The 20,866-nt window shown below is 73.3% G+C and carries 14 protein-coding genes and 1 pseudogene; 3 read left to right on the top strand and 12 right to left on the bottom strand.

Going from position 1 to position 20,866, the window contains the following annotated elements:
* The first annotated feature begins 106 nt into the window (after window positions 1-106).
* Window positions 107-997 (top strand): hypothetical protein, encoded by an 891-nt coding sequence (locus AC3CH1_RS18890; RefSeq protein WP_488464007.1) that lies wholly within the window; start codon window positions 107-109, stop codon window positions 995-997.
* Window positions 998-1,055: 58 nt separating this feature from the next.
* On the opposite strand, the gene AC3CH1_RS18895 is transcribed toward AC3CH1_RS18890, so the two are convergent.
* The 10 genes and pseudogenes from AC3CH1_RS18895 to ligD form a co-directional block, all read right to left on the bottom strand.
* On the bottom strand, window positions 1,056-1,541 hold the full coding sequence (locus AC3CH1_RS18895) for a DUF3291 domain-containing protein (RefSeq protein ID WP_488464008.1): 486 nt from the start codon (window positions 1,539-1,541) through the stop codon (window positions 1,056-1,058).
* The gene (locus AC3CH1_RS18900; protein ID WP_488464009.1) at window positions 1,538-2,620 is read right to left on the bottom strand and encodes an amidase; all 1,083 of its coding nucleotides are present in this window, start codon (window positions 2,618-2,620) and stop codon (window positions 1,538-1,540) included. The genes AC3CH1_RS18895 and AC3CH1_RS18900 overlap by 4 nt, the downstream gene beginning before the upstream one ends.
* Window positions 2,621-2,658: 38 nt before the next feature.
* On the bottom strand, window positions 2,659-4,116 hold the full coding sequence (locus AC3CH1_RS18905) for a penicillin-binding transpeptidase domain-containing protein (protein ID WP_488464010.1): 1,458 nt from the start codon (window positions 4,114-4,116) through the stop codon (window positions 2,659-2,661).
* A complete protein-coding gene (locus tag AC3CH1_RS18910; protein WP_488464011.1) occupies window positions 4,113-5,492 on the bottom strand; it encodes an FtsW/RodA/SpoVE family cell cycle protein in 1,380 nt (459 codons plus the stop codon). Before AC3CH1_RS18910 ends, AC3CH1_RS18905 begins: the two co-directional genes overlap by 4 nt.
* Window positions 5,493-5,676: 184 nt before the next feature.
* The gene (locus AC3CH1_RS18915; protein WP_488464012.1) at window positions 5,677-6,177 is read right to left on the bottom strand and encodes an SH3 domain-containing protein; all 501 of its coding nucleotides are present in this window, start codon (window positions 6,175-6,177) and stop codon (window positions 5,677-5,679) included.
* A 92-nt stretch (window positions 6,178-6,269) separates the two neighbouring features.
* Complete coding sequence (locus tag AC3CH1_RS18920; RefSeq protein ID WP_488464013.1) at window positions 6,270-7,649, bottom strand: ATP-binding protein; 1,380 nt, start codon at window positions 7,647-7,649, stop codon at window positions 6,270-6,272.
* Entirely contained in the window at window positions 7,646-8,362 is a 717-nt protein-coding gene (locus AC3CH1_RS18925) for a hypothetical protein (RefSeq protein WP_488464014.1), read from the bottom strand. Before AC3CH1_RS18925 ends, AC3CH1_RS18920 begins: the two co-directional genes overlap by 4 nt.
* A 220-nt stretch (window positions 8,363-8,582) precedes the next feature.
* Window positions 8,583-8,899 (bottom strand): annotated as a pseudogene (locus tag AC3CH1_RS18930) (zinc-ribbon domain-containing protein).
* Complete coding sequence (locus tag AC3CH1_RS18935; protein ID WP_488464015.1) at window positions 8,896-11,097, bottom strand: HEAT repeat domain-containing protein; 2,202 nt, start codon at window positions 11,095-11,097, stop codon at window positions 8,896-8,898. Before AC3CH1_RS18935 ends, AC3CH1_RS18930 begins: the two are co-directional and overlap by 4 nt.
* Window positions 11,098-11,319: 222 nt before the next feature.
* Complete coding sequence (gene ligD, locus AC3CH1_RS18940; RefSeq protein ID WP_488464016.1) at window positions 11,320-12,210, bottom strand: non-homologous end-joining DNA ligase; 891 nt, start codon at window positions 12,208-12,210, stop codon at window positions 11,320-11,322.
* Between the two features lie 78 nt (window positions 12,211-12,288).
* Between ligD and ku the strand changes: the two genes are divergently transcribed.
* Entirely contained in the window at window positions 12,289-13,479 is a 1,191-nt protein-coding gene (ku, locus tag AC3CH1_RS18945) for a non-homologous end joining protein Ku (RefSeq protein ID WP_488464017.1), read from the top strand.
* A gap of 183 nt (window positions 13,480-13,662) precedes the next feature.
* Here ku and AC3CH1_RS18950 read toward each other — a convergent pair whose 3' ends face one another.
* Window positions 13,663-15,306, bottom strand: a complete 1,644-nt coding sequence (locus AC3CH1_RS18950; RefSeq protein WP_488464018.1) for a hypothetical protein — start codon at window positions 15,304-15,306, stop codon at window positions 13,663-13,665.
* A 401-nt stretch (window positions 15,307-15,707) separates the two neighbouring features.
* Entirely contained in the window at window positions 15,708-18,959 is a 3,252-nt protein-coding gene (locus AC3CH1_RS18955; RefSeq protein WP_488464019.1) for an AfsR/SARP family transcriptional regulator, read from the bottom strand.
* A 275-nt stretch (window positions 18,960-19,234) separates the two neighbouring features.
* Between AC3CH1_RS18955 and AC3CH1_RS18960 the strand changes: the two genes are divergently transcribed.
* Window positions 19,235-20,485 carry a hypothetical protein gene (locus tag AC3CH1_RS18960; RefSeq protein ID WP_488464020.1) on the top strand — a complete coding sequence of 417 codons (1,251 nt, stop codon included), beginning with the start codon at window positions 19,235-19,237 and terminating at the stop codon, window positions 20,483-20,485.
* Window positions 20,486-20,866: the final 381 nt, after the last annotated feature.

Here is a 20,866-nt window from a genome sequence, read left to right on the forward strand (position 1 = left end):
CCCGAGGGGCGGGAGGGGGCCGGCCGCTCCGGGCCGCCGCTCTCGACCGAATACCGATACCGGACGCATCGAAATTCCGTTCGCAAAGGTGTCGTACGGTGAGCGCATGACCACCCCGCCGCACCCGCCGCAGGGCCCGTACGGGCCGCCGCCCCCGCAGAACCCCTACGGCCAGAACCCCTACGGGTCGCCGTCGGCCGCGCCCGGGCCCGTGCCGCAGCAACCGCCCTACGGCTACCCGCAGCAGCCCCCGGCCCCGCCCCAGCAGGACGGCTGGGGCCGGCCCGGCTGGGGGCAGCAGCCCGGCATACCCGGCGGGGGCGGTCCCGGCGCTGCCGGGTGGCCGCCCCAAGGGCCGCAGCCGCCGCGGAAGAAGAGGGGCGTACTGATCGTCGGGATCGTGGCCGGCGCGGTCCTGGCGGCGGGCGGAATCACCTACGGCGTCTCCCAGTTGTTCGGGAAGGCCACCGACGCGGCGTTCCCGGCGGCGGAGTACGAGCTCGTCCTCCAGCAGGAGTTGGTGGACGGCGAGTTCACCCTGGCCCAGGACCTGTCGTCGAGCCAGGGCAAGCAGATCGAGGACATGTACGACCCCACCGTCCGGGACGCGAAGGCCGTCGTCGGTCAGTACAGCTCGGCCAAGGGCGGAGCCCTGGTGATCTCCGGGATGTACGGGCGGTTCACGGAGCCGGAGGCCATGCCCGACAAGATGATGAAGGGCGGGGCCGAAGGCAAGGGCGCGACCGTCGCCGTCCCCCCGAAGGAGTTCACCCCCGCCGGCCACGACATCACGCTGAAGTGCCAGGTGCTCCAGTCGAACCAGAACGGCGTCAGGGCGAACATACCGATGTGCGCCTGGGGCGACGACAACACCGGGGCGTCCGTGGGGATCATCCGTCCCGAGACGGCCCTCAAGGACCCCGAGGCGATCGACCTGGAGGCGGCGGCGGCCGAGACCGCCGAGATCCGCGAGGAGATCCGCCGGCCGATCGGCTGACCCGTCGCGGTCCAGGTGTGCGGGCCGCGGCTCCCCCGGCCGCCCGCCCTGTCGCCGGTCAGTGCACTCCGGCCGGCGCAGGGAAGCGGGCGCGCAGGGTGAACGCCCGCTCGGTAGGGCCGTGTTCGCGTAGGTGCAGCAGCCGCTCCTCGGCGTCCGCCACCGTCGGGCGTTCCCCGGTCGGCACCCACCACAGGGCGGTCATCGCCTCCCGGATCTGCTCGAACCACTCGCGGCGCCGGCTCATCAGCTCCCGGTGCCGTCCGGCGAACATGAAGTCGGTGAGCGCTTCGACGTCCCGCCACACCGACATGTTCACGATCATCCAGTCGTCCCCGAAGACCGGGACGTCCGTGGCGTTCCCGGATGCGGAGCGCAGACGCCAGACGAACCCGTCGGCTCCGTCGGCGACCGCGTTCACCGGGTCCAGGCCCTCGACGAAGTCCTTCAACTGCGGTGAATCCAGCGGGAATCTGAGGCGTGAGATATTCACCTGAGCCAACTCGTGTGGTGCGCCGCCGAGATCGGTCTCGATAGAGGTCATGGCGTCACGGTAGGCAAGGCGTTCTCCGCCGCGCGGGCCATTCCGAGCAGCGAGATGTCCGCCCCGCGCGCCGCCACCAGTTGGAGCCCCACCGGGCAGCCGTCCCCGGTGAACCCGGCGGGCAGGCTGGCCGCCGGATGCCCGCTGAGGTTGAACGCCCAGGTCAGGGCGGTGGAGTAGAGGTCGCCCGGGCCCTCGTGTCCGTGCGGCCGGTTCGGCGTGACCGGGGTCAGCAACAGGGGCGCGGCGGCGAGGAGGTCATCGAGCCGGTCGTCGTTCGCCCGCCGGACCGCCACTGCCTCCGGGTCCCCGGGTGCCCCGCCCCGTACCGCCGTCCAGGCCCGCACAGGGTCGAGCAGGGCGCAGTCGGCGTCCAGCAGGCGTACGGTCCCCGCCGCGACGAGCCGGTCCACCGCCGCCCGGACGACGGCCGCCACCTCCGGGTCCACCTCCGCGTACCCGAGGTCCTCGCTGTACACGGCGGGCAGCGGCAGGGCGGGGGCGGCGACCGGTTCGTATCCGTCCAGCACCTGGCGCAGATACGGCTCCGCCGCGGCCGCCGACCGGGCCAGCACCCCGGCCGAGGCCAGCCCCGTCCGGTCGGGGGAGGGGAGCAGCCCGTTCGTCGTCTTCAGCCCGAAGACCCCGCACCAGGCGGCCGGGATGCGGACCGACCCGGCCCCGTCGCTGCCCGTCGCCAGCTCCGCCATCCCCGTCGCCACCGCGACCGCCGACCCGGCCGATGAGCCGCCCGGGGTGCGGTCCGCCCGCCACGGGTTGACCGTGCGGCCGTGCGCGCCCAGGCCCCAGGTCTGCCAGTGGGTGCCGGGCCCGGGCACCGAGGTCGCACCGACCGGGGAGCCGCCCGCCGCGATCAGCCGACGGGCCGCGAAGGACCGGATCCCGGCGGGACCCTTCACCGCGAACGGCAGCCCGCCCAGCGGGAGTCGGTGCGCCAGGGCCTCCCGCTCCCGGGCGAGCGCCTCGTCCGGCCAGACCTCGATGAATGCGTGCAGGACCGGGTCCAGCCGGCCGATCCGCTCCAGGGCCCGCGCCACCGCGGAGGTCGTCCGTGTCATCGGACCAGTCTGCCGCTGTGCCGCTGCGCGCGTCCCGGCTACTCCTCCAACGCCGCCTCCATCACGGCCCGGGCGATCGGGGCCGCGCTGCCGCCGCCGCTGATGTCGGCCCGGTCGGCGGCGGCGTCCTCCACGACCACCGCCACCGCGACGGCCGGTCGGCCGGAGTCGGGGGCCTGGGCCCAGGAGATGAACCAGGCGTACGGCAGCCCGGAGTTGTCGACGCCGTGCTGGGCGGTACCGGTCTTGCCGCCGACCTTCACCCCGTCGATCGCCGCGTTCGCCCCGGTGCCGTTCTCCACCACGTCGACCATCATCCGCTGGAGCTGCACGGCCGTCGACGGGCTCATCGGCCGCTCGTACGGCTCCGACCGCTCCTGCCGGACCGTGTCCCCGTCGCTCGTGGTGATCCGTTCCACCAGATGCGGGCGGCGCAGATCCCCGCCGTTGGCCACCGCCGACGCGACCATCGCCATCTGGAGCGGGGTCGCCGTCGTGTTGAACTGCCCGATCGACGAGAGCGCGAGCTGGTCGTCGCTCATGTCCGTGTCGAAGTTGCTCCTCGCCACCCCGGACGGGATCCGCAGCCCGCTGTCGTTGAAGCCGAACCTCTCCGCCGCCTCCGCCATCCCCTCCAGCCCGACCTCCACCCCGAGATGGGCCATCACGGTGTTGCAGGAGACCCGGATCGCGTCCGCCAGGGACGCCCGGTCGCAGCCCCTCGCCTCGTTCGGCAGGGTCGTGCTCGTGCCGGGCAGGACGTACGGCGACGGGGTGTCCGTGGGCGCGTCGGCGTCCGTCACCGCCCGGGCGTCCAGGGCCGCTGCCGCCGTCACGATCTTGAAGGTGGAGCCCGGCGGATAGGTCTGCCGGATGGCCCTGTTGAGCATCGGCAGACTCTCGGCCGCGTTCAGCCGGGCCCACGCGTCGGTCACCGCCGAACCGGTCCCCGACAGCCGCTCGGGGTCGTACGACGGGGTCGAGACCAGCGCCAGGATCGCGCCCGTCGACGGATCCAGGGCCGCGACCGCCCCCCGCCGCCCGCCCAGCCCGTCGTACGCGGCCTGCTGCATCGACGCCCTGATCGTGGTGACGACATCGCCGCCCGGCTGCCGGCCCCGCGTGAACTCGTTCCAGAAGGGCAGCGGCGCCAGCAGGGAGTCCGTACCGGACAGGACGGAGTCCTCGGCGTTCTCGATGAGCGTCGTGCCGTACGTCTGCGAGGCGTATCCGGTCACCGGGGCGTACAGCGGGCCGTGCAGATAGGTGCGCTCGAAGCTGAGCTGTTCGCCGGTCTCCTTGCTGCCGGTCACCGGCCGGTCGCCGACCAGGATGTTGCCGCGCGGCTGGTCGTAACGGGCGATGGTGTTACGGCGGTTGGCCGGGTTGTCGTCCAGCTCGTCGGCCTCGAAGACCTGGATCCGGGCCGCGTTGACGAGCAGCGCCACCAGCAGCAGCAGACAGAAGGCGGCGGCCCGCCGGATGTAGCGGATCACCGGTCCTCCTCCACGGCCGCGGCGATGACCCCGGTCTCGGCCTGTTCGGGGTGGGGTCTGCGCGAGACGTCGCTGACCCGGATCAGCAGCGCCACGATGATCCAGTTGGTGACGACCGACGAGCCGCCCTGCGCGAGGAACGGCATCGCCATCCCGGTCAGCGGGATCAGCCCCATCACCCCGCCCGCGATCACGAACACCTGGAGCGCCAGGATCGACGCCAGGCCGATGGCGAGCAGCCGCCCGAAGGGGTCGCGCAGGGCGAGCCCGGCCCGGTAGCCGCGCGCCACGAGCAGCGCGTAGAGGAGGAAGATCGCGGTCAGCCCGCTCAGGCCCAGCTCCTCGCCCGCGGTCGCCAGGATGAAGTCGGACTTGGCGGCGAAGCCGATCAGGATGGAGTGGCCCGCGCCGAGCCCGGTCCCGAGCATCCCGCCCGCGGCGAAGGCGAACAGCGACTGGGCGAGCTGGCCCGGCCCCTGTCCCGCGTCGATCGAGGCGAAGGGGTCCAGCCAGTCCTGCACCCGGCTGTGGACGTGCGGTTCGAACGAGCCGACGACGAAGGCGCCGACGGCGGCCAGGAGCAGACCGACCGCGATCCAGCCGGTCCGGCCGGTCGCCACGTACAGCATGATGACGAAGAGCCCGAAGAACAGCAGCGAGGTGCCCAGATCCCGCTCCAGCACCAGCACCCCGACGCTCAGCAGCCAGATCGCCACGATCGGCCCGAGCACCCGGCCGGAGGGCAGTTGCAGCTTCCAGAAGGTGCGGCCGGTGTACGCGAGCGCGTTGCGGTTGGCGGCCAGATAGGCGGCGAAGAACACCGCGAGCAGGATCTTGGCGAACTCGCCGGGCTGGAAGGAGAGACCGCCGATCCGGATCCAGATCTTCGCCCCGTTCACCGCCGGGAAGAAGATCGGCACGATCAACAGGACGAGCGCCGAGGCCACCGAGAGATACGCGTACCTCTGGAGCACGCGGTGGTCGCGCAGCAGCACGACCACGGCCGCGAACAGCGCGACGCCGAGCGTGGACCAGACGAGCTGGGTGGGCGCGGCCTGGTCCCTCGGGGTCTCCAGGTCGAGCCGGTAGATCAGCACCAGGCCGAGCCCGTTGAGCAGGACGGCGATCGGCAGCAGCAGCGGATCGGCGTACGGGGCCCGGAAACGGACCGCGACATGGGCGAGCAGCGCGAGCGTGCCGAGCCCGGCGCCGTACCCGGCGACGTCGGGAGGCACGGTGCCGTCGTGGGCGAGGCCGACCGCCGCATAGCCGAGGACGGAGATCAGGACGCCCCCGACGAGGAGGGTGAGCTCCACCCCGCGCCGCTTGGGCAGGCGTAGCTCGGGCGGGGGAGCGTCCGCCGTCGTTGCGGTCATGCCCCGCAACGTAGCAAGAGGCACGCGATATTTCCCTTATGTCACACCTTTGCCTCTGCCAGTGCCTCTCGCACACGCGGCCGGCGCCCACCGGACACGCGCCCACCGGACATGCGCCCGCCCGGGGAGCCGACGGCGACACGGCCGGGCTCCACGGGCGGGCGGATGTATGGGTGACGCGAGGTCAGCACCACTTCGGCGCGGTGCCGATGTTCTCGATGTAGCGGGCCGAACCCCAGGCCCAGGTGCCGTCGGTCAGCAGGTACCAGCGGTTGTTGTTGTCGACGTCGTCGCCCTTGGTCTTGCAGAAGATGTTGACGATCTCGCCGTACTCGACCGAGCCGACGACGCGGCTGCTGCGGGTCGGCTTGTCGCGGAGCAGCAGGTACGGCTTGGCGATGACGCGTCCCTTGTAGGTGCGCTTCGGCGCCTGGGGCTTCGCCTGCCCCTGCTTCCGCGCCTCCTCGCGGGCCTGCTTCTGCTGCGCCTCGTGCTCGCGCTGCAGCGCCGAGGCGGAGAGCTCGTCGGACGTCGGGTCCGGAGCGGCGGCCTCCGCGCGCTGTCCGACGGGCTGGGGGTCGGCCGCCAGTGCGGCGGGAGCGGCTGCGGTGAGCGCCGCGAGCGTGCCGGTGGCGACGCAGAGGCCGAGCCGGCGGAGCCGCGAGGGGCGGGACAGGGGGGACATGCTGCCTCCATGCGATGAGGAAGGGGCCGTGGGGGACACGAGCTGGGCTCGTGCTCGTCACGCTAAATTCGCCACCCACGGCCCGCAACGCGTCACGGTGCGTGAAGGCCCCTACGCGTTGAGCCGTCCGGGTCGTCCCTGGTGCCCGGGCCCCCGCCGTCACCGGGATTCCCGTCGGCGTCGCCGTCGTCGAGGCGCACGTACTCCGGCAGGGTCACCCGGACGAGCGCCCCGCCGTCCGGCGGGTTGCCGAAGTCCAGCCGGGCGCCGATGACCTCGGCCTGGCCGAGGGCGATGGTCAGCCCCAGACCGTGCCCCTTGCCCCCGCCGTCCGTGCGGAACCGCTGCGGCCCGCCCTCCAGCAGATACGCCGGGAACCCCGGGCCGTGGTCGGTCACGGAGACCACCGCGCCGTCCACGCTCAGCACCACCGGGGGCCGCCCGTGCCGATGGGCGTTGGCCACCAGATTGCCGATGACCCGCTCCAGGCGCCGCCGGTCCGTCTCCACCCGGGCCGCGCCCGTCACCCGCACCTCGGTGTCGGTGCCCGACGCCCGGACGACCCGCTCCGCCAGGGGTGCGAGTTCGTGCACGGCGAGGTCGACCTCCTCGGTGCGGGCGTCGAGCCGGGAGATCTCCAACAGGTCCTCCGTCAGCGCCCGCATCGCCCGCACCCGGTCGCGCACCAGTTCCGCCGGGCGGCCCGGCGGCAGCAGTTCGGCGGCGGCCGACAGACCGGTCAGGGGGGTGCGCAGCTCGTGTGCCACGTCGGCGGTGAACCGCTGCTCGGTCTGGAGCTTGCGCTGGAGGGTCGAGGCCATGGTGTCGAGCGCGCCCGCCACGATCGCCACCTCGTCCTGGGCGCGGACCGGGCGCGCGGTCCGGGGGTCGCGCACCCGCGCGTCGAGATCGCCGGCGCTGATCCGGCGGGCCACCCGGGCGCTCTGGTGGAGTCTGCGGGTCACCCGGCCGACGGCGAACAGGCCGACGAGCAGGGTCGCGGCGATGGCCAGCAGCGAGGAGCCGATGATCGCCCGGTCGAGACCCCCGATGGTGCGGGCGCTGTGGCCGTAGTCCGTCCAGGTGGCGAGCGCCCGCCCGTCCGCCGGGCCCGCCGCCCACATGGCGGGGCGGCTCCGCCCGTCCGGGTCGCCCGGCCGGCGCGGTCCGTCCGCGACGACGGTGCCCCGCTCGCCGTCCGCGGCCAGGGCGCGCAGCGAGGCGGGCAGGCCCGGCGGGTCGACGCCGGACCTCGGGGGCAGCGGCTCCCCGGCCTCGTACGCGTCGGTGACCACCTCCAGCCGGCTCAGCGTCTTCTCCCGGGCCTGCTCGACCGTCTGCCGGGTCACCGCCGTGTGCACCAGGAAGCCGAGGAGCGCCGCCAGGGTGCAGCACATGACGGTCAGGAAGACCGCGGACTTCCAGGTGAGGCTCGCGGTCCAGGAGGGCGAGCGGAACCCGCGCCGCCTCATCGCGTCCCCGCAGAGGATTCCGGGGCGGGCTTCGGGGCCTTCCGGTGCTCGGGCGTACGCAGGATCTCGTCCCGGGTGGGCAGCATCGCGCGCTGTCGGTCGTCCCAGGACCACGCGGTGCGGTATTCGTACCCCGGGATCACCGAGGGGGCCCGCATGATCAGGTCCCGGCCCGCCAGCTCCACGCTGATGACGGCGTCGTAGGTGGACATGATCCGGGTCAGCCGCCCCTCGTCCGGCATGTAGACGCGCACGGCGAGCTGCCGGTCGGGCATCCGGATGCCGAGCACCAGCTCGTCCCTGTCGTCACCGGTCAGGTCGCGGTAGTAGGGCGGGAGCACCGGGCAGTCGTCCGGGACCGTCCGGCACGCCTCGATGCGGCGGACCGTCCCGTCCGGCAGCTCGTCCAGACCGCTGCCCCGGTCCGTCTTCGCCTTCAGCCCGGCCTGTGCCACGGCCACCGGGTCCAGCCGCCGCACATCGCCACCGGTCACCCGGATCCCCGGGATGCGCGCGGTCTCGCCCTCGCCGTAGTCGTACGGGGCGGCGGAGGCGGGCGGCAGCTCCGGCCAGAGGCTCCTGGGCTCCACGGCCGACGGCGCGTCCCCCGCGCTCTCCAGCCCGCCGGCCGCGCCACAGCCGGACAGCAGGGTGAGCGCGGCGAGGGCGAACGCGGCGGTACGGGTCGCCGCCGGGACGCGGTGCGGGCGCAAGGCTCGCCTCCTCTACGACGACGGACGACACAGCGGTCTCACACCCTAATCGGACGACCGTGCGCAATGTCGACTTCGTACCCCTGTGCAACGTACGCGGCCCCGCGGGCCTGGGGCCACGGGGCCGGAGCGGTCAGGAGGGCCGCGGGCTCAGCGTCGGTACGGGACCAGTGTCCGTACCGCTTTCGGTTCTCCGGTGCGGCTCAGCGCTGGTACGGGTTCAGCGCTGGTACGGGTTCTGCCCGGGAGGTGTGAAACCCGGCTGCTGCGGGGCCTGGCCGTGGGCGTTGCCGTCCTGCCCGGCCGCGGCCTGGGCGAGTAGCTGGTCCGCCTCCTCCTTGGATATCTGCCGCTCCCGCCGCAGAACGTGCACTGCGTGGCGTACTTCGTCGAGAACGGGAACAGCGGCACGAAGAACAGCGTGAACTTCGTGACCCGCTTGCGCAGCGTGTGCGCCGCCGGATTGCCGCACCAGCCGCACACCATCGTCAGGATGGCCAGCTGGTGGAGGTAGCCCTTGGTGCCGAAAATGATCATGCCGTGGTTCCTTTCCCCGTCCCCCGGAGTGCCTGTCGGCACAGCGCCAGGAGCTTCTCGTCCTCGTGGATGTCATGACTGCCGTACCCGCCGTCCATCGCGTTGTGACGGCGTACGGAGGCGAGTTCGCTCCGCAGGACGTGTGCTGCGGCCGACCCCTCCGGGACCGGCCCCATCCGTGCTACGCATTCTGCCACCCGGACCCGCACATGGCGGCTCCGCTCCCAGCCGGCGAGCAGCGCCTCGACGGTCTCCTGCGACCGGCCCGACACCTCCCACAGGGCGATCGCCGCGTCGACCCGCAGCCACAGCTCCTCGTGCGCCAGCAGCCCGCGCAGCCGGGGCGCGACCACCGCGGCGCGCGGCCCGAGGGACCCCAGCGCCACCGCCGCCGCCCGCCGCTCGTGGACCTGGGGCGACTGGAGGCCCTCGATCAGTGCCGGCAGCACCGCCTCGGCGTCGCCGGAGATCGCCCACAACGCCTCGGCCGCCTCCGTCGCGGAGGCCGTCCCGGGTCGGCTGATCAGCGCCCGCAGCTCGGGGACGGCCTCCCGCGCCGCCGGCCCGAACGAACCCAGCGCCCGCAGCGCCGCCGTACGCAGCCACTCGCCCCGGTACTGCGGCGCCCCGCGCAGCACCCGCAGCACCTCGGGCGTCGCCTCGCCCGCCCGCAGCCCGGTCAGCCCGGCCAGCAGCGGGCTCGCCCGGTCGTAGGCCCCCTCGTCCAGCTCCATCTCCGCGAGCCTGCTCCGCAGCGCCCCGGCGAGCGGCTGGGCCGCCGCCCCCAGATGGCCCACCGCGAACCCCACGTCGTGCGCCACCTGCGGCAGCTCCAACGCCGCCGCGAGCGCGGGCACCACCCGGGCGTCGCCGAGGCGCGCCAGGGCCTTCACGGTGGAGCCGAGGCCGGGCGGGCCGCTGGCCCAGGACTTCACCCAGTCCCCGGGGCGGTCGGCCAGCCGGGCGGCCAGGGCGTCCGCGGCGGGCGCGGCGAGGCCGAACAACTCCTCCAGCACATGGGACGCGGCCTCCGCCAGCCGGGGCTCGGGGTCGGACAGCTGATCGCCGACGAGCGCCACCAGCTCCTCGTAGGGGCCGCGCCAGGCCCGTATCAGCCCGCCGCTCATCCGCACGGCGTCGATGCGCTGCCGACGGTCGGGGCTGCGCAACTGGTCGGCGAGCAGCGCCGTGCGGTCGCCCACCCGGTCGTCGAGGCCGACGTGCAGGGTGCGCAGCAGATCCGCGGCCCAGGGGGCACCGCGCCCGGCGCTCTCCTGCGCGGACAGCGACCGCAACTGCCCCACGAGCGTCGGCGTCACGACCTGCTCGCCCCGAGAGGCCTCCGCGGCGGCCACCGGTTCCGCGTCCACCGGCTCGGCGTCCGGGTCCACCGGCTCCGCGTCCGGGTCCCGGTCGGGATCCGTCCCGCCCGCCTCCGTCCCGTCCCCCTGCGCAGTGTCCCCCTCCGGCGGGGAACGCATCTCGCGCAGCAGCCCCGAGACCACCGGCACCACATCGCCGGGCAGCCCGTCCGGCGAACAGCGCGCCAGCTGGGCCAGGGCCGCGAGCCGCAGCCCCGGGGAGTGCGCCCGCGACGCCAACCGGCCCAGCCACTGGGCGACCCGCCCCGCCAGCGGCCGGTGGCGCAGCGCGACCCGCCCGGCCGCCTCCACGAGAGCGAGCCGCACCTCCTCGTCGGGCTCCACCGGGAGCCGCTCCCGCAGCAGCGCGAGCACCCGCACGGGGTGCCGGTGCAGCGTGGCGAGCGCCAGCGGGGCCGCGAGCCGCACCCCGGGGTCCTCGTCGGCGATCAGCTCGAAGAACACCCCGGCGCCCGCGGTGACCGCCGCCGCCGCCATCGCGTAGTTCGCGGCGCCCTCGATCTCGTCCTCGTCGAACTCCGCCTCGTCGTCCTCGTCGAGGTCGAAGCCGCCGATGCTGGTGAGCAGTTCGACCACGCTGCCGCGGTCCTGCACCTCCGGGTCCACGGCCAGCTCGAACAGGAACGGGATGCAGGCGAGCGTGCACGCGTACACGTCGCCCTGGTGGTGCACCGCGCCGTACATACCGTCGAGCGCGGCCTCGCGCTCCGCCGGATCCTCGGACGCGAGCCCCCGCAGGAGCTCCGGCACATCGTCGGCAGGCCCGTAGGCATGCTCCATCGAGGCCCAGTCGACCTCGTCGATCCCCGAGAACACGCCATCCCCTCCCCACGATCACGACAGCGCCCGGACCGGCGCGCCCCGTGGCGCGCCCTGTCCGTCACACCCCTCCCGGCGCGCCCTGGAGAAAGCGCCTGCGCAGAGTGTGCACCACGGGTCCGACAATCCACCCGCCACATGTGGCCTTTCCTCGGGCCGTAACCAGGTCATGACCCGGTCAAGACGATTCGGCTGTGGATTCCTGTGGACCGGGGTGTGTCACGCGGGCAGGGGACGCGCTTGTTCCGGGTCGTTCAAGGGCGCGAGCAGATCGCCGTGGCGGTCCAGCCGGGCGGCCATGTCCCCGGCCCGGAACACCAGGGCGTCCACCTCCCGGCACTCCGCGATCTCGTCCCAGGTCACCGGCGCCGACACGGTGGGTTCGGGGCGGGCGCGCAGGGTGTAGGGCGTGGCCGTCGTCTTGGCCGCCGCGTTCTGGCTGAAGTCGACGAAGACCTTGCCCGGCCGCAGGGCGCGCTTCATCCGGTGCAGGGCCAGCCCCGGCAGGGCCGTCTCCGCCTCCACGGCGAGCCGCTTCGCGTACGCGGACACCTCGCCGGACGGGGTCGGCTCCAGCGGGACCAGCAGATGCAGCCCCTTGGACCCGGACGTCTTCCCGTACGCGGTCAGCCCGTCGGCCGCGAGGCGCTCCCGCAGCCAGAGCGCCACCGTGCAGCACTCCACGACGGTCGCCGGGGAGCCGGGGTCCAGGTCGAAGACCATCCGGTCGGCGATCTCCGGCGCGTCCTCACGCCACTGCGGGGTGTGGAACTCCACCACCAGGTTGGCCGCCCACATCAGGGAAGCCAGATCCCGCACGACCACCTGCCGGGCACCCGGGTCCTCGGTGCGCGGAACGGGGGTGGTCCCCACCCAGGCGGGCGTACCGGGCGGCGGATTCTTGGTGAAGAAGACCTGGCCGTCCGGCCCGTCCGGGTAGCGCAGGAAGGACACGGGGCGATCGCGCAGATGGGGCAGGATCACGCCACCCGCGGTGGCCGCGTAGTAGTGCAGCACCTCGCCCTTGGTCGTCCCGGTGGCCGGATACAGGACCTTGTCGAGATTGCTGAGCGAGACCCGTCGCCCCTCCACCTCGGTGATCGGCGTCATACGATAAGAATCACACGAAACCATGCCAAAGCGTCTCTGACGTCTTCAGGGTGCTCAACGGTCGGCAAGGGGTGAACGGTGAGGTCCATATGGAACGGCGCGATCTCCTTCGGGCTGGTCAGCATCCCGATCAAACTGATCAACGCCACCGAGAACCACTCGATCAGCTTCCGGCAGATCCACCTCGCCGACGGTGGCCGGATCCGGTACCGCAAGGTCTGTGAACTGGATGAGGAGGAGGTCTCCGGCGGCGAGATAGGCAAGGCGTACGAGGACGCCGACGGCACGATGATCCCGATCACCGACGAGGATCTCGCCCAGCTCCCGCTGCCGACGGCGAAGACGATCGAGATCGTCGCCTTCGTGCCCGCCGACCGGATCGACCCCCTCCAGATGGACACGGCGTACTACCTCTCCGCCAACGGGGTCCCGGCCGCCAAGCCGTACACCCTGCTCCGCGAGGCCCTCAAGCACAGCAACAGGGTCGCCGTCGCCAAGTACGCCCTGCGCGGCCGCGAACGGCTCGGCATGCTCCGCGTCGTGGACGACGTGATCGCCATGCACGGCCTCCTGTGGCCCGACGAGATCCGGCCCCCGCAGGACGCGGCCCCGGACGGCGACGTCACGGTCCGCGACGCCGAACTCGACCTGGCGGACGCCCTGATGGACACCCTCGGCGAGGTCGACATGGACAGCCTCCATGACGACTACCGGGAGGCGGTGGAGGAGCTCGTCGCCGCGAAGGCCTCCGGCGAGAGCGTGCTCCCGGCCGAACCCGAGGACACCGGCGGCGGCAAGGTCATCGACCTGATCGCTGCCCTGGAGAACAGCGTGCGGGCGGCCAGGAGATCCCAGGACGGCGACGGCGAGGGCGACGGCGGCGATGACATGGCCGACGTCCACCCCATCAAGAAGACGTCGTCGAAGGCGTCAGGGAAGACCGCGCAGACCACCAGAGCCGCGGAGAAGACCACCCACCGCACCCCGACCGGCAAGACGGTCACCCGCTCCGGAAGCTCCACGACGAAGAAGTCCGCCCCCAAGTCCACCGGCGCGAAGAAGTCCACGGCGAAGACGACCGCGGCGAAGGAGTCCACACCGAGGAAGTCCACGGCGAAGAAGACCACGCCGAGGAAGACCACGGCGAAGAAGTCCACAGCGTCCACAGCGTCCACAGCGAAGAAGACCACGGCGAAGAAGCGGACGCCGTCGAGCGGCGGCACGGCGGCGAAGAAGACCGCGTCCTCCCGCAAACGCACCTCGGCCTGACGGGGACGCGGCCCCAGGACGACGCGCCCCGACGCCGCCCCGCGAACGGCTCACGGCCGAGGGCCTCTTGCCGCCCGGGTCCACGACGACCCCGGTGCTGCGCGTCTACGTCTCCGGCGTGCACGGCGGCGCCTTCCTCACCGCCGGACCGGGCGGCCGGGTCAATGAGAGGAGCCCGCGCCCTTAAGGGCCGAGCACCGGCTGGATCGGATCCGGAAGCTGCGGCAGGTCCAGGTCGAACGGGCTCCGCTCGATGACGTACGTGCAGCTGGTGTAGGTGTAGCCCGGCTGGACCTTCGTCCCGGAGGAGTAGCTGTCCACCCGCGCGGTCGCGCCCGTGCCGTGCTTGTAGAGGAAGTGGTACTCCCCGGCGGGCAGCCGGAGCCGGGCCTTCGGGTAGTTCCTGCCGCTCGCCCCGCAAGCCCGCCGCGAGCCTTCGGAGGCGCTGTACCGCTCACAGCCGGCGCAGGCCTTCAGCGTGGCGGTGCCGGTGACCGGACCGGTGTACAGCACCTCGACCGCGTTCGGCGCGTCATTGCTGATGACCAGCTCCATGCGTGAGCCGCCGGGCCGCTTCGACGGCGGCAGCCGCTTGCCCGCCGCCGGCCGGTCGTCGGCGATCTCCGCGGCTATGGCGATGTTCTGCGCCTGCCGCACCCGTCCGTCGCTCTTGTACGTCCGCGCGAAGTCGGTCAGCGTCGTGCGCGCGTCGTCGAACTTCGCGTCCTCGAACTGGTCGACCCCACAGGCGTACACCCCGTCCACGACACCCTGGTCGGCATCGCCGCGCAGCGCCTTCACCCCCTCGGCCGGAAGACCGGAGGCGGTGGCGCCGAGGCCCCGCAGCACCTCGGTGGCCGCACACGGCTCGGCCCCCTTCAACGCCGCGACCTGCTCCTTGATCCGCTTCCCGATCGCCGGCCCCACCTGCCGCGCGGAGGCGGAATCGGGGAACGTGCGCAACAGCTCTCCCAGCTCCGTGCCGCCGCCGCCGTCCGGCCCGCCCAGACGCGACACACCGCACCCGTACAGCGACACGGCGAGCGGTTCGTCGGGCCACGCGGCGAGCGCGCCCAGCAGCTTCTCGTCCACCGAGTCCGGAAGCGTCCGCAGATAGGTCAACGGTGCGACGGCCTCACAGAGCCGCTTCTCCGCGTACGGGGCGGAGACCGCGTCGTAGTACGTCTTCAGGCGGTCCGGGACGAGCTTCGCGGCCCGGGAGCCGGGATGGTCCTGGCCGAGCGCGCGATAGGCGTCGAGCGCCCGCTCGTACTCGCCCTTCGCCGAGCCGAACGGCTGCCGCGAAGCCGCCGCGACCCGCTCATCCCCGGCCGCCAGCCGGTCCAGCAGCATCTGCTCCCGCGCCTCGTCCCGCGCGGAGCCGTACACCACGGCTCCGCCCGTCGGCACGGCGAGCAGCACCACGCCGAGCCCGACCGCCAGAACGGGCCGCCACGCCCCGCCCAGCGCCGAACGCCGGGCGATCCGCGCCCCGTCGGCGGCGGCGAGCACCAGCACGAGCAGATACCCGACGAGAACGCCACCGGGCACCCCGTCCGGATCGGCCGGCAACGCCGCCCACAGCAGCACCGCCGTGGCCGCCCAGCACACAGCCGCCCGCACCCAGCGCCCCAACAGGGCGTAACCGAGCCCGAGTCCGGTCAGATTGAGCAGCGCGGCACCGGTCGCACGCAGGGGTGCACCGGGCGGCGGCGGCCCGACGGCCGGCGCGCGGGAGGGCGGCGGAGGTGGCACAGGCCCGCCGAACCCGGACCCGCCGACTCCCTGCCCCTGCCGCGCGGCCTCGTACCCATCGTCGGACTCCATAACGGTCCCCCCACCGTCGAGCCGAAAAGGTCACTCCGACTCTGCCCGGGGCCGTGCCGCCTCACGCGCGGAGGGCCGGAGATTCTGCCCCGTACATCACGTCGTTCGGTGGCCTATGTGGCGAAATGGCATGCCAGGTAGGGGAGTTGCTGGATGAGGCCACAGAAAGAAAACTCGAACGGGTGAGGGTGTTCGGATCATCGAGGCCCCTTCCTGTGTCATGATCGCTGAGCCGGTTCGCCGGTGCTCGCAGCAAGGCCAAGTCAGTTCATAACGAAGGTAGTTGTCACGCGTATGTGGAAGATTCTCCAGTGGATGTGGTGACCCCGCGCGGCCCGAAGGGCCACGTCACCTGCGGTTGATCCGCACCGCGGTCGAACGGACCGGCACCCGGGCGAGGCTCAGGAGCCGGTCCTTCTCGTCTCCTCCCGCAGCAGCTCCCGCAAGCGCTCCGCCTCGGCCTCGGCGCCCAGGGTCCGGTACACCTCCTCCGCCCTCCTCGCGTACTCCACAGCCAGGTCGCTCCGGTGCATACGCAGCGCCGTACGGGCCAGACCCTCCAGCGCTCGCGCCGCGGCGGGGCGGGAGCCGGTGCGCTCGGCCAGCTCCAGCGCCTGCTCGTACGCCTCCGTCGCCACCTCCGGCCGGCCCGCCGCATGCACGTCGGCCACGCCGAGCAGGGCCCGGGTGCGTTCGTAGGCGCTGTCGATCCTTCGGGCCACCTTCTCCGCCGCCGTGAAGTAGAGCAGCGCCTCACCGGTGTCGCCGTTCTCGGCGTACGCGGCGCCCATACCGATCAGCGCGTTCGCCTCGCCCAGCGCGTCCCCCCGGGCCCGGTGGCTCGCCAGCGCCCGCCGGAAACCCTCCAGCGCTCGCGACGTGTCCCCCATGGCCTGGTGCACCGCACCCATGTTGGTGTCCAGGATCGCCAGCTCCTGGGCTCCGCTGTGCAGGCCGGCCAGCACCCTCGACCGTTCGAGGTGGTCGTGGGCGCGCTCGATGCGCCCCTGGAGCTGGTGGATCTCGCCGATGTTGTTGTGCGCGCGGATCTGCCCCAGCAGATCCCCCGTGCCCTCGTGGATGTGCAGTGTCCGGCGCGCCCGGCCGAGCGCCTCGTCGTACCGCCCCTCGTAGTACAGCGCGGCCCCCTCGACGTTGAGGCAGTCCGCCTCACCGTGCAGGTCGCCCAGGCCGCGGTAGATCTCCAGCGCCCGCGCCACCATGCGCAGCGCCGGCCCGGTGTGTCCGGCGGCCAGATGCGCGCGGCTCGCCTGGAGCGAGCTGTCGGCACACCCCGCCGGGTCCTTCAGGTCCTGGAACAGGGTCAGTGCCTCGCCCGCGCAGCTCAGGGCCTCCCCGGGCCCCGTCTGCGCCAGCACCTCGGCCGCCTCCACCAGGGTCTGCGCCAGCAGCAGCGGGTTGCCCCGGGAGCGCAGCGCCTCCACGGCCGCGCCGTACAGCTCGTTGGTGATGTCCCAGCTGCCCCAGATCCTGAGCGACGGGGCCAGCGCGTGCGGGAAGAGCGCCGCGCGCTGCGGGTCCTCTGCGGCAGCCGTGCGGGCGGCGGCCAGCAGGTTGGCCCGCTCGACGCCCAGCCAGGCCACCGCCTCCTGGGCGTCGCCGAACTCGGCCGCGTACACCGACACCTGCTCGGGCTCCAGGGCCCTGCGGCGCGGGTGGGTGGCGCGGTGGGCCCGGTACGCGGAGGTGAGGCAGTAACCGAGAAGCCTGCCGACGGCATCGCCCCGGGCGCTCTCCGCCTCCTCGGCGGTGGACATGCGCAGCGCGAACGCCCTTGTGAGGTCGTGTAGTTGGTAGCGGCCGAGCGTCGGCTCGGTCAGCAGATGGCAGTCCAGCAGTTCCTCGATGCCCCGCCGCACGCCCCCGCCGCCGACGGGCCCGGGCGGGCTCCCCGACAGGGCCGCCGCGGCCGTCGCCGTGATGTCGGGCCCGGGGTGCAGCGCGAGCAGGCGCAGTAATCGGCGCGTGCCGGGCGTCAGCTCCGCGTACGAGAAGCGAAACGCCGAGACGAACACCTCCTCGTCGAGTCCGTCCAGCGGATCGCTCGACTGGGCCAGGCGCTCCAGGAGATGGCGCAGGTCCCAGATCTCCCGATGCCGGAAGCGGCCCGCGAGCAGCGTCGTGGCCAGCGGATGGCGGTCGCAGGCCTCCACCAGGAGCTTCAGCGTCTCCGGGTCGCGGGAGGTGCGGGCGGTGCCGGCGATCCGGGTGAACAGGGTCGCCGCCTCCCGGGCCGACAGCGCGTCCACCGGCAGGGAGGTGGCCCCGTCCAGTGCGGAGAGCCGGTTGCGGCTCGTCACGATCGCCAGACATCCGGGCGACCCGGGCAGCAGCGGGCGCACCTGTGCGGCGTCCCGGGCGTTGTCGAGCACGACCAGCACCCGGTGGTGCGCGGTCCACTCCCGCCATGCGGCCGCCCGCCCGTCGAGGGTGTCGGGCAGCGCCTCGGCGGTCCCGGCGGCCTGTAGCAGGAAGGCCAGCGCCTCGGCCGGGTCGACGGGTCGCCTGCCGCTGAACCCGTGCAGATCGACGTACAGTTGACCGGCCGGATAGTCCTCGGCCAGCCGGTGCGCGGCGTGCACCGCCAGCGCGGTCTTGCCGATACCGGGCATTCCATGCAGAACGGCGAGCGGCAGCGCGTACCCGTCGGCGTCGGCGATCCCCTCGCGCAGAAGCGCCAACTCCTCGGCCCGGCCGGTGAAGTCCCGGGTATCGCGGGGCAGGTTGTTGCGACCCGGATGGCAGGACGGGGGCTGCGCGGCCGGGGCGGCGCTGGGCGTGGGGGGAGTGGGCGAGGTCCGGGCGGCGCCGGGCGCCGGGGGAGTGGGTGCGGCCGGGGCAGGGGCCCCGATGGTGACGGCCTCCGCACGGGGCCCTGCCAGCCCCAGGTCCTGCTCCAGGATCCGCTGGTGCAGCGCCCGCAGATCGGCACCCGGCTCCATGCCGAGCCCCTCACGCAGGCGGGTGTGCGTCGTGCGGTAGAGCTCCAGCGCCTCGCTGTGCCGCCCGCTGCGGGTCAGTGCCAGCATCAGGGAGCCGACCACCCCTTCCGCCAGCGGGCTCTCCGCCGCCAACTCGCGCAGCTCGCCGATGAGATCGGCATGCCGCCCGAGCTCCAGCTCCAGCCGGATGCGCTCCTCCCGGACATGACGGTGGTCCTCCACCAGCCGCGTGCGCACCGAGGCCGCCCACTCGCCGGAGCTCTCGGTCAGCGGCTCGCCCCGCCACATGCTCTCGGCGGTCCGCAGCAGCCCGATCGCCCAGTCCGTGCGGCCCTGCTCCGCCGCCACCGCGGCCTCGGCGCGGAACCGCTGGAAGCGGACCAGGTCCAGATCGTTCTGGTCGCTCATCCGGAGCCGGTACAGCCGGGGCGGCGTGTGGTCCAGCCGCACGAGCGGCCCCACCGCGTCGCGCAGGTGTCTACGCAGCTTGGAGAGGTACGTCTGGAGCGTGGCCGGACCCTTGGGCGGGGGCTCGTCGCCCCAGACGCGCTCCATCAACGTGTCCACGGCGACAGGTTCCCCGCGCGCGTGTACCAGAACGGCGAGCACGCAGCGGTGTTTCACCGAACCGAGCAAGTGCTGCTGGTCCCCGTGCCATAGTTCCAGAGGTCCCAGAGCAAGAAGGTCCATATCGCCCCCCGATGGGTGCGCCACTTCCTGCCGCCACCGGCAGCGTCCGCACGTCTGTGCGGAACAGCCCACTGTTCCCTGCGCCACCGGCCCGGACCAGAGCGCACGGGGGGCGTGAGCGGGGCGCATGGCGCGGCGCTTTCCCGCGTACAGCTGGAACGCAGGATTCCTGCAAGCCGCCTGTCCACGTCGGTGGGCAGATGCGTCCCGGGCCGCCGTCAGCCGCGGCCTCCGCAGGCCTTTGGTCCGCGGCGACGGAAACGGGGACTGATCAGATGAGCCTGACCATGCCGGATGCGTACCGGCCCCTTGTACCGGTGCGCCTGGACGTCGAACGCTGGGCCACCCGGCGTACCCGAAGGAAGATCCTGGCCGTGGTGCACACCGTCACGGCCGGACAGCGGCTGCTCGAAGCCGTACGGCTGCTGGAGGGCGACGCCCGGGTGCAGGTGTTCTTCACCCAGGCGCCCGACGTGTTCAGCCACGGCGTGGACCACTTCCTGCAACGGCTGGGCGGCCTGGTCCTGCCCTGGCACCAGGCCGTCCAACTGCCCTTCGACCTGGCGGTGGCGGCCGCCCACGGCGGGCTCCAGGAACTGCACGCCCCGGTGATCGTGCTGCCGCACGGCGTCGGGCACAACAAGCTGATCCCCGCCGGGCAACGCGGCCGCCAGGTCGCCGGGCGCGGGATCTACGGACTCGACCGGCAATGGCTCGTCCAGGACGGCCGGTTGGTGCCCGAATCGATCGTGCTGGCCCACCACGAGGACCTGACCCGCCTCGGCCGCGCGTGCCCCGAGGCGCTGCCCGCCGCCGAGGTGGTCGGCGATCCCTGCTCCGACCGGATCACGGCGAGCCTGCCGCAACGGGCCCTCTACCGCGACGCCCTGGGGGTCGGAGCACGCCAGCGACTGGTGACCGTCTCCTCCACCTGGGGGCCGGGCTCCCTCCTGGGCCGCCAGTGGGAACTTCTGGAACGGCTGGTCGACGAGCTGCCCCGGGAGGATTTCCGGGTCGCGCTCCTGCTCCACCCGCACGTCTGGAACGCCCACGGCGAATGGCAGATCCGCAGCTGGCTCGCGGGGCTCGTGCGCTCCGGGCTCCTGGTGATCAGCCAGCACGCGGACTGGGTCGGCGCTTTGGTCGCCGCCGACCACATCGTGGGGGACCACGGCTCCGTCTCGCTCTACGGGGCGATGACCGGAGTCCCGGTCCTCATGGGCAACGTCCCCGACGGCGACCTGGACCCCGGCTCGCCCGCCGCCGAACTGGCCTCCTTCGCCCCGCGGCTATACGCCGACCGCCCCCTGGACCGCCAGCTCGCCCGCGCCGCCGCGGCCTACCGCGCGGAGCGGTACGCGCAGGTGACGGCCCGGATCACCTCGGAGCCGGGACGGTTCGCCGTCAGGATGCGGGCCCTGATCTACCGCAAGCTCCGGCTGCGCGCCCCCGCCGTCCGCCCGCGTACCGACCACGCGCCGCTGCCGGTGACGGCGTGCCACGACGGCTGGGGGCACGCCCGATGACCGCGACGACCGTACGGCTCACCGAGGACGCCCCGCAGCGCGGGGTCCGCCGGACCGGAGCCGCCCTGCTGCACCCCGACCGCCCACTGCGGGTCGTCGACGAACACCTGCGCGTCCGGCTCCCGGCCGCGCACCCGATGCCGCTGCTGGCGGACGTCCTGGTGGCGGAGCTCCCGTCCGGTGCGCGGGCGCCGTACGAGGGCCCCGCCCGGTACGCCGCCGAACTCGCCGACTGCCACCCCGGCGCCCTGGTGGTGGCCGTGTACCGGGGCCCGCGCTGCTGGCTGCGGCTCGGCGGCCGGCCGCGGCTGCTGGTCCGCGGACCCGGAGGGCCCGTGCAACCCTGGGCGGTCTGGGCCTCGGTCGCCCACGTCTGGCTGG

Source organism: Streptomyces sp. MGP-P1 (assembly GCF_057766565.1).

What these genes read in the sequence shown, in the direction of transcription:
- AC3CH1_RS18895 (WP_488464008.1), bottom strand. Translation starts at nt 1,541, where the DNA reads ATGACCTCTATCGAGACCGATCTCGGCGGCGCACCACACGAGTTGGCT.
- AC3CH1_RS18920 (WP_488464013.1), bottom strand. Translation starts at nt 7,649, where the DNA reads ATGAGGCGGCGCGGGTTCCGCTCGCCCTCCTGGACCGCGAGCCTCACC.
- ligD (WP_488464016.1), bottom strand. Translation starts at nt 12,210, where the DNA reads ATGACGCCGATCACCGAGGTGGAGGGGCGACGGGTCTCGCTCAGCAAT.
- AC3CH1_RS18900 (WP_488464009.1), bottom strand. Translation starts at nt 2,620, where the DNA reads ATGACACGGACGACCTCCGCGGTGGCGCGGGCCCTGGAGCGGATCGGC.
- AC3CH1_RS18955 (WP_488464019.1), bottom strand. Translation starts at nt 18,959, where the DNA reads ATGGACCTTCTTGCTCTGGGACCTCTGGAACTATGGCACGGGGACCAG.
- AC3CH1_RS18950 (WP_488464018.1), bottom strand. Translation starts at nt 15,306, where the DNA reads ATGGAGTCCGACGATGGGTACGAGGCCGCGCGGCAGGGGCAGGGAGTC.
- AC3CH1_RS18910 (WP_488464011.1), bottom strand. Translation starts at nt 5,492, where the DNA reads ATGACCGCAACGACGGCGGACGCTCCCCCGCCCGAGCTACGCCTGCCC.
- AC3CH1_RS18915 (WP_488464012.1), bottom strand. Translation starts at nt 6,177, where the DNA reads ATGTCCCCCCTGTCCCGCCCCTCGCGGCTCCGCCGGCTCGGCCTCTGC.
- AC3CH1_RS18960 (WP_488464020.1), top strand. Translation starts at nt 19,235, where the DNA reads ATGAGCCTGACCATGCCGGATGCGTACCGGCCCCTTGTACCGGTGCGC.
- AC3CH1_RS18890 (WP_488464007.1), top strand. Translation starts at nt 107, where the DNA reads ATGACCACCCCGCCGCACCCGCCGCAGGGCCCGTACGGGCCGCCGCCC.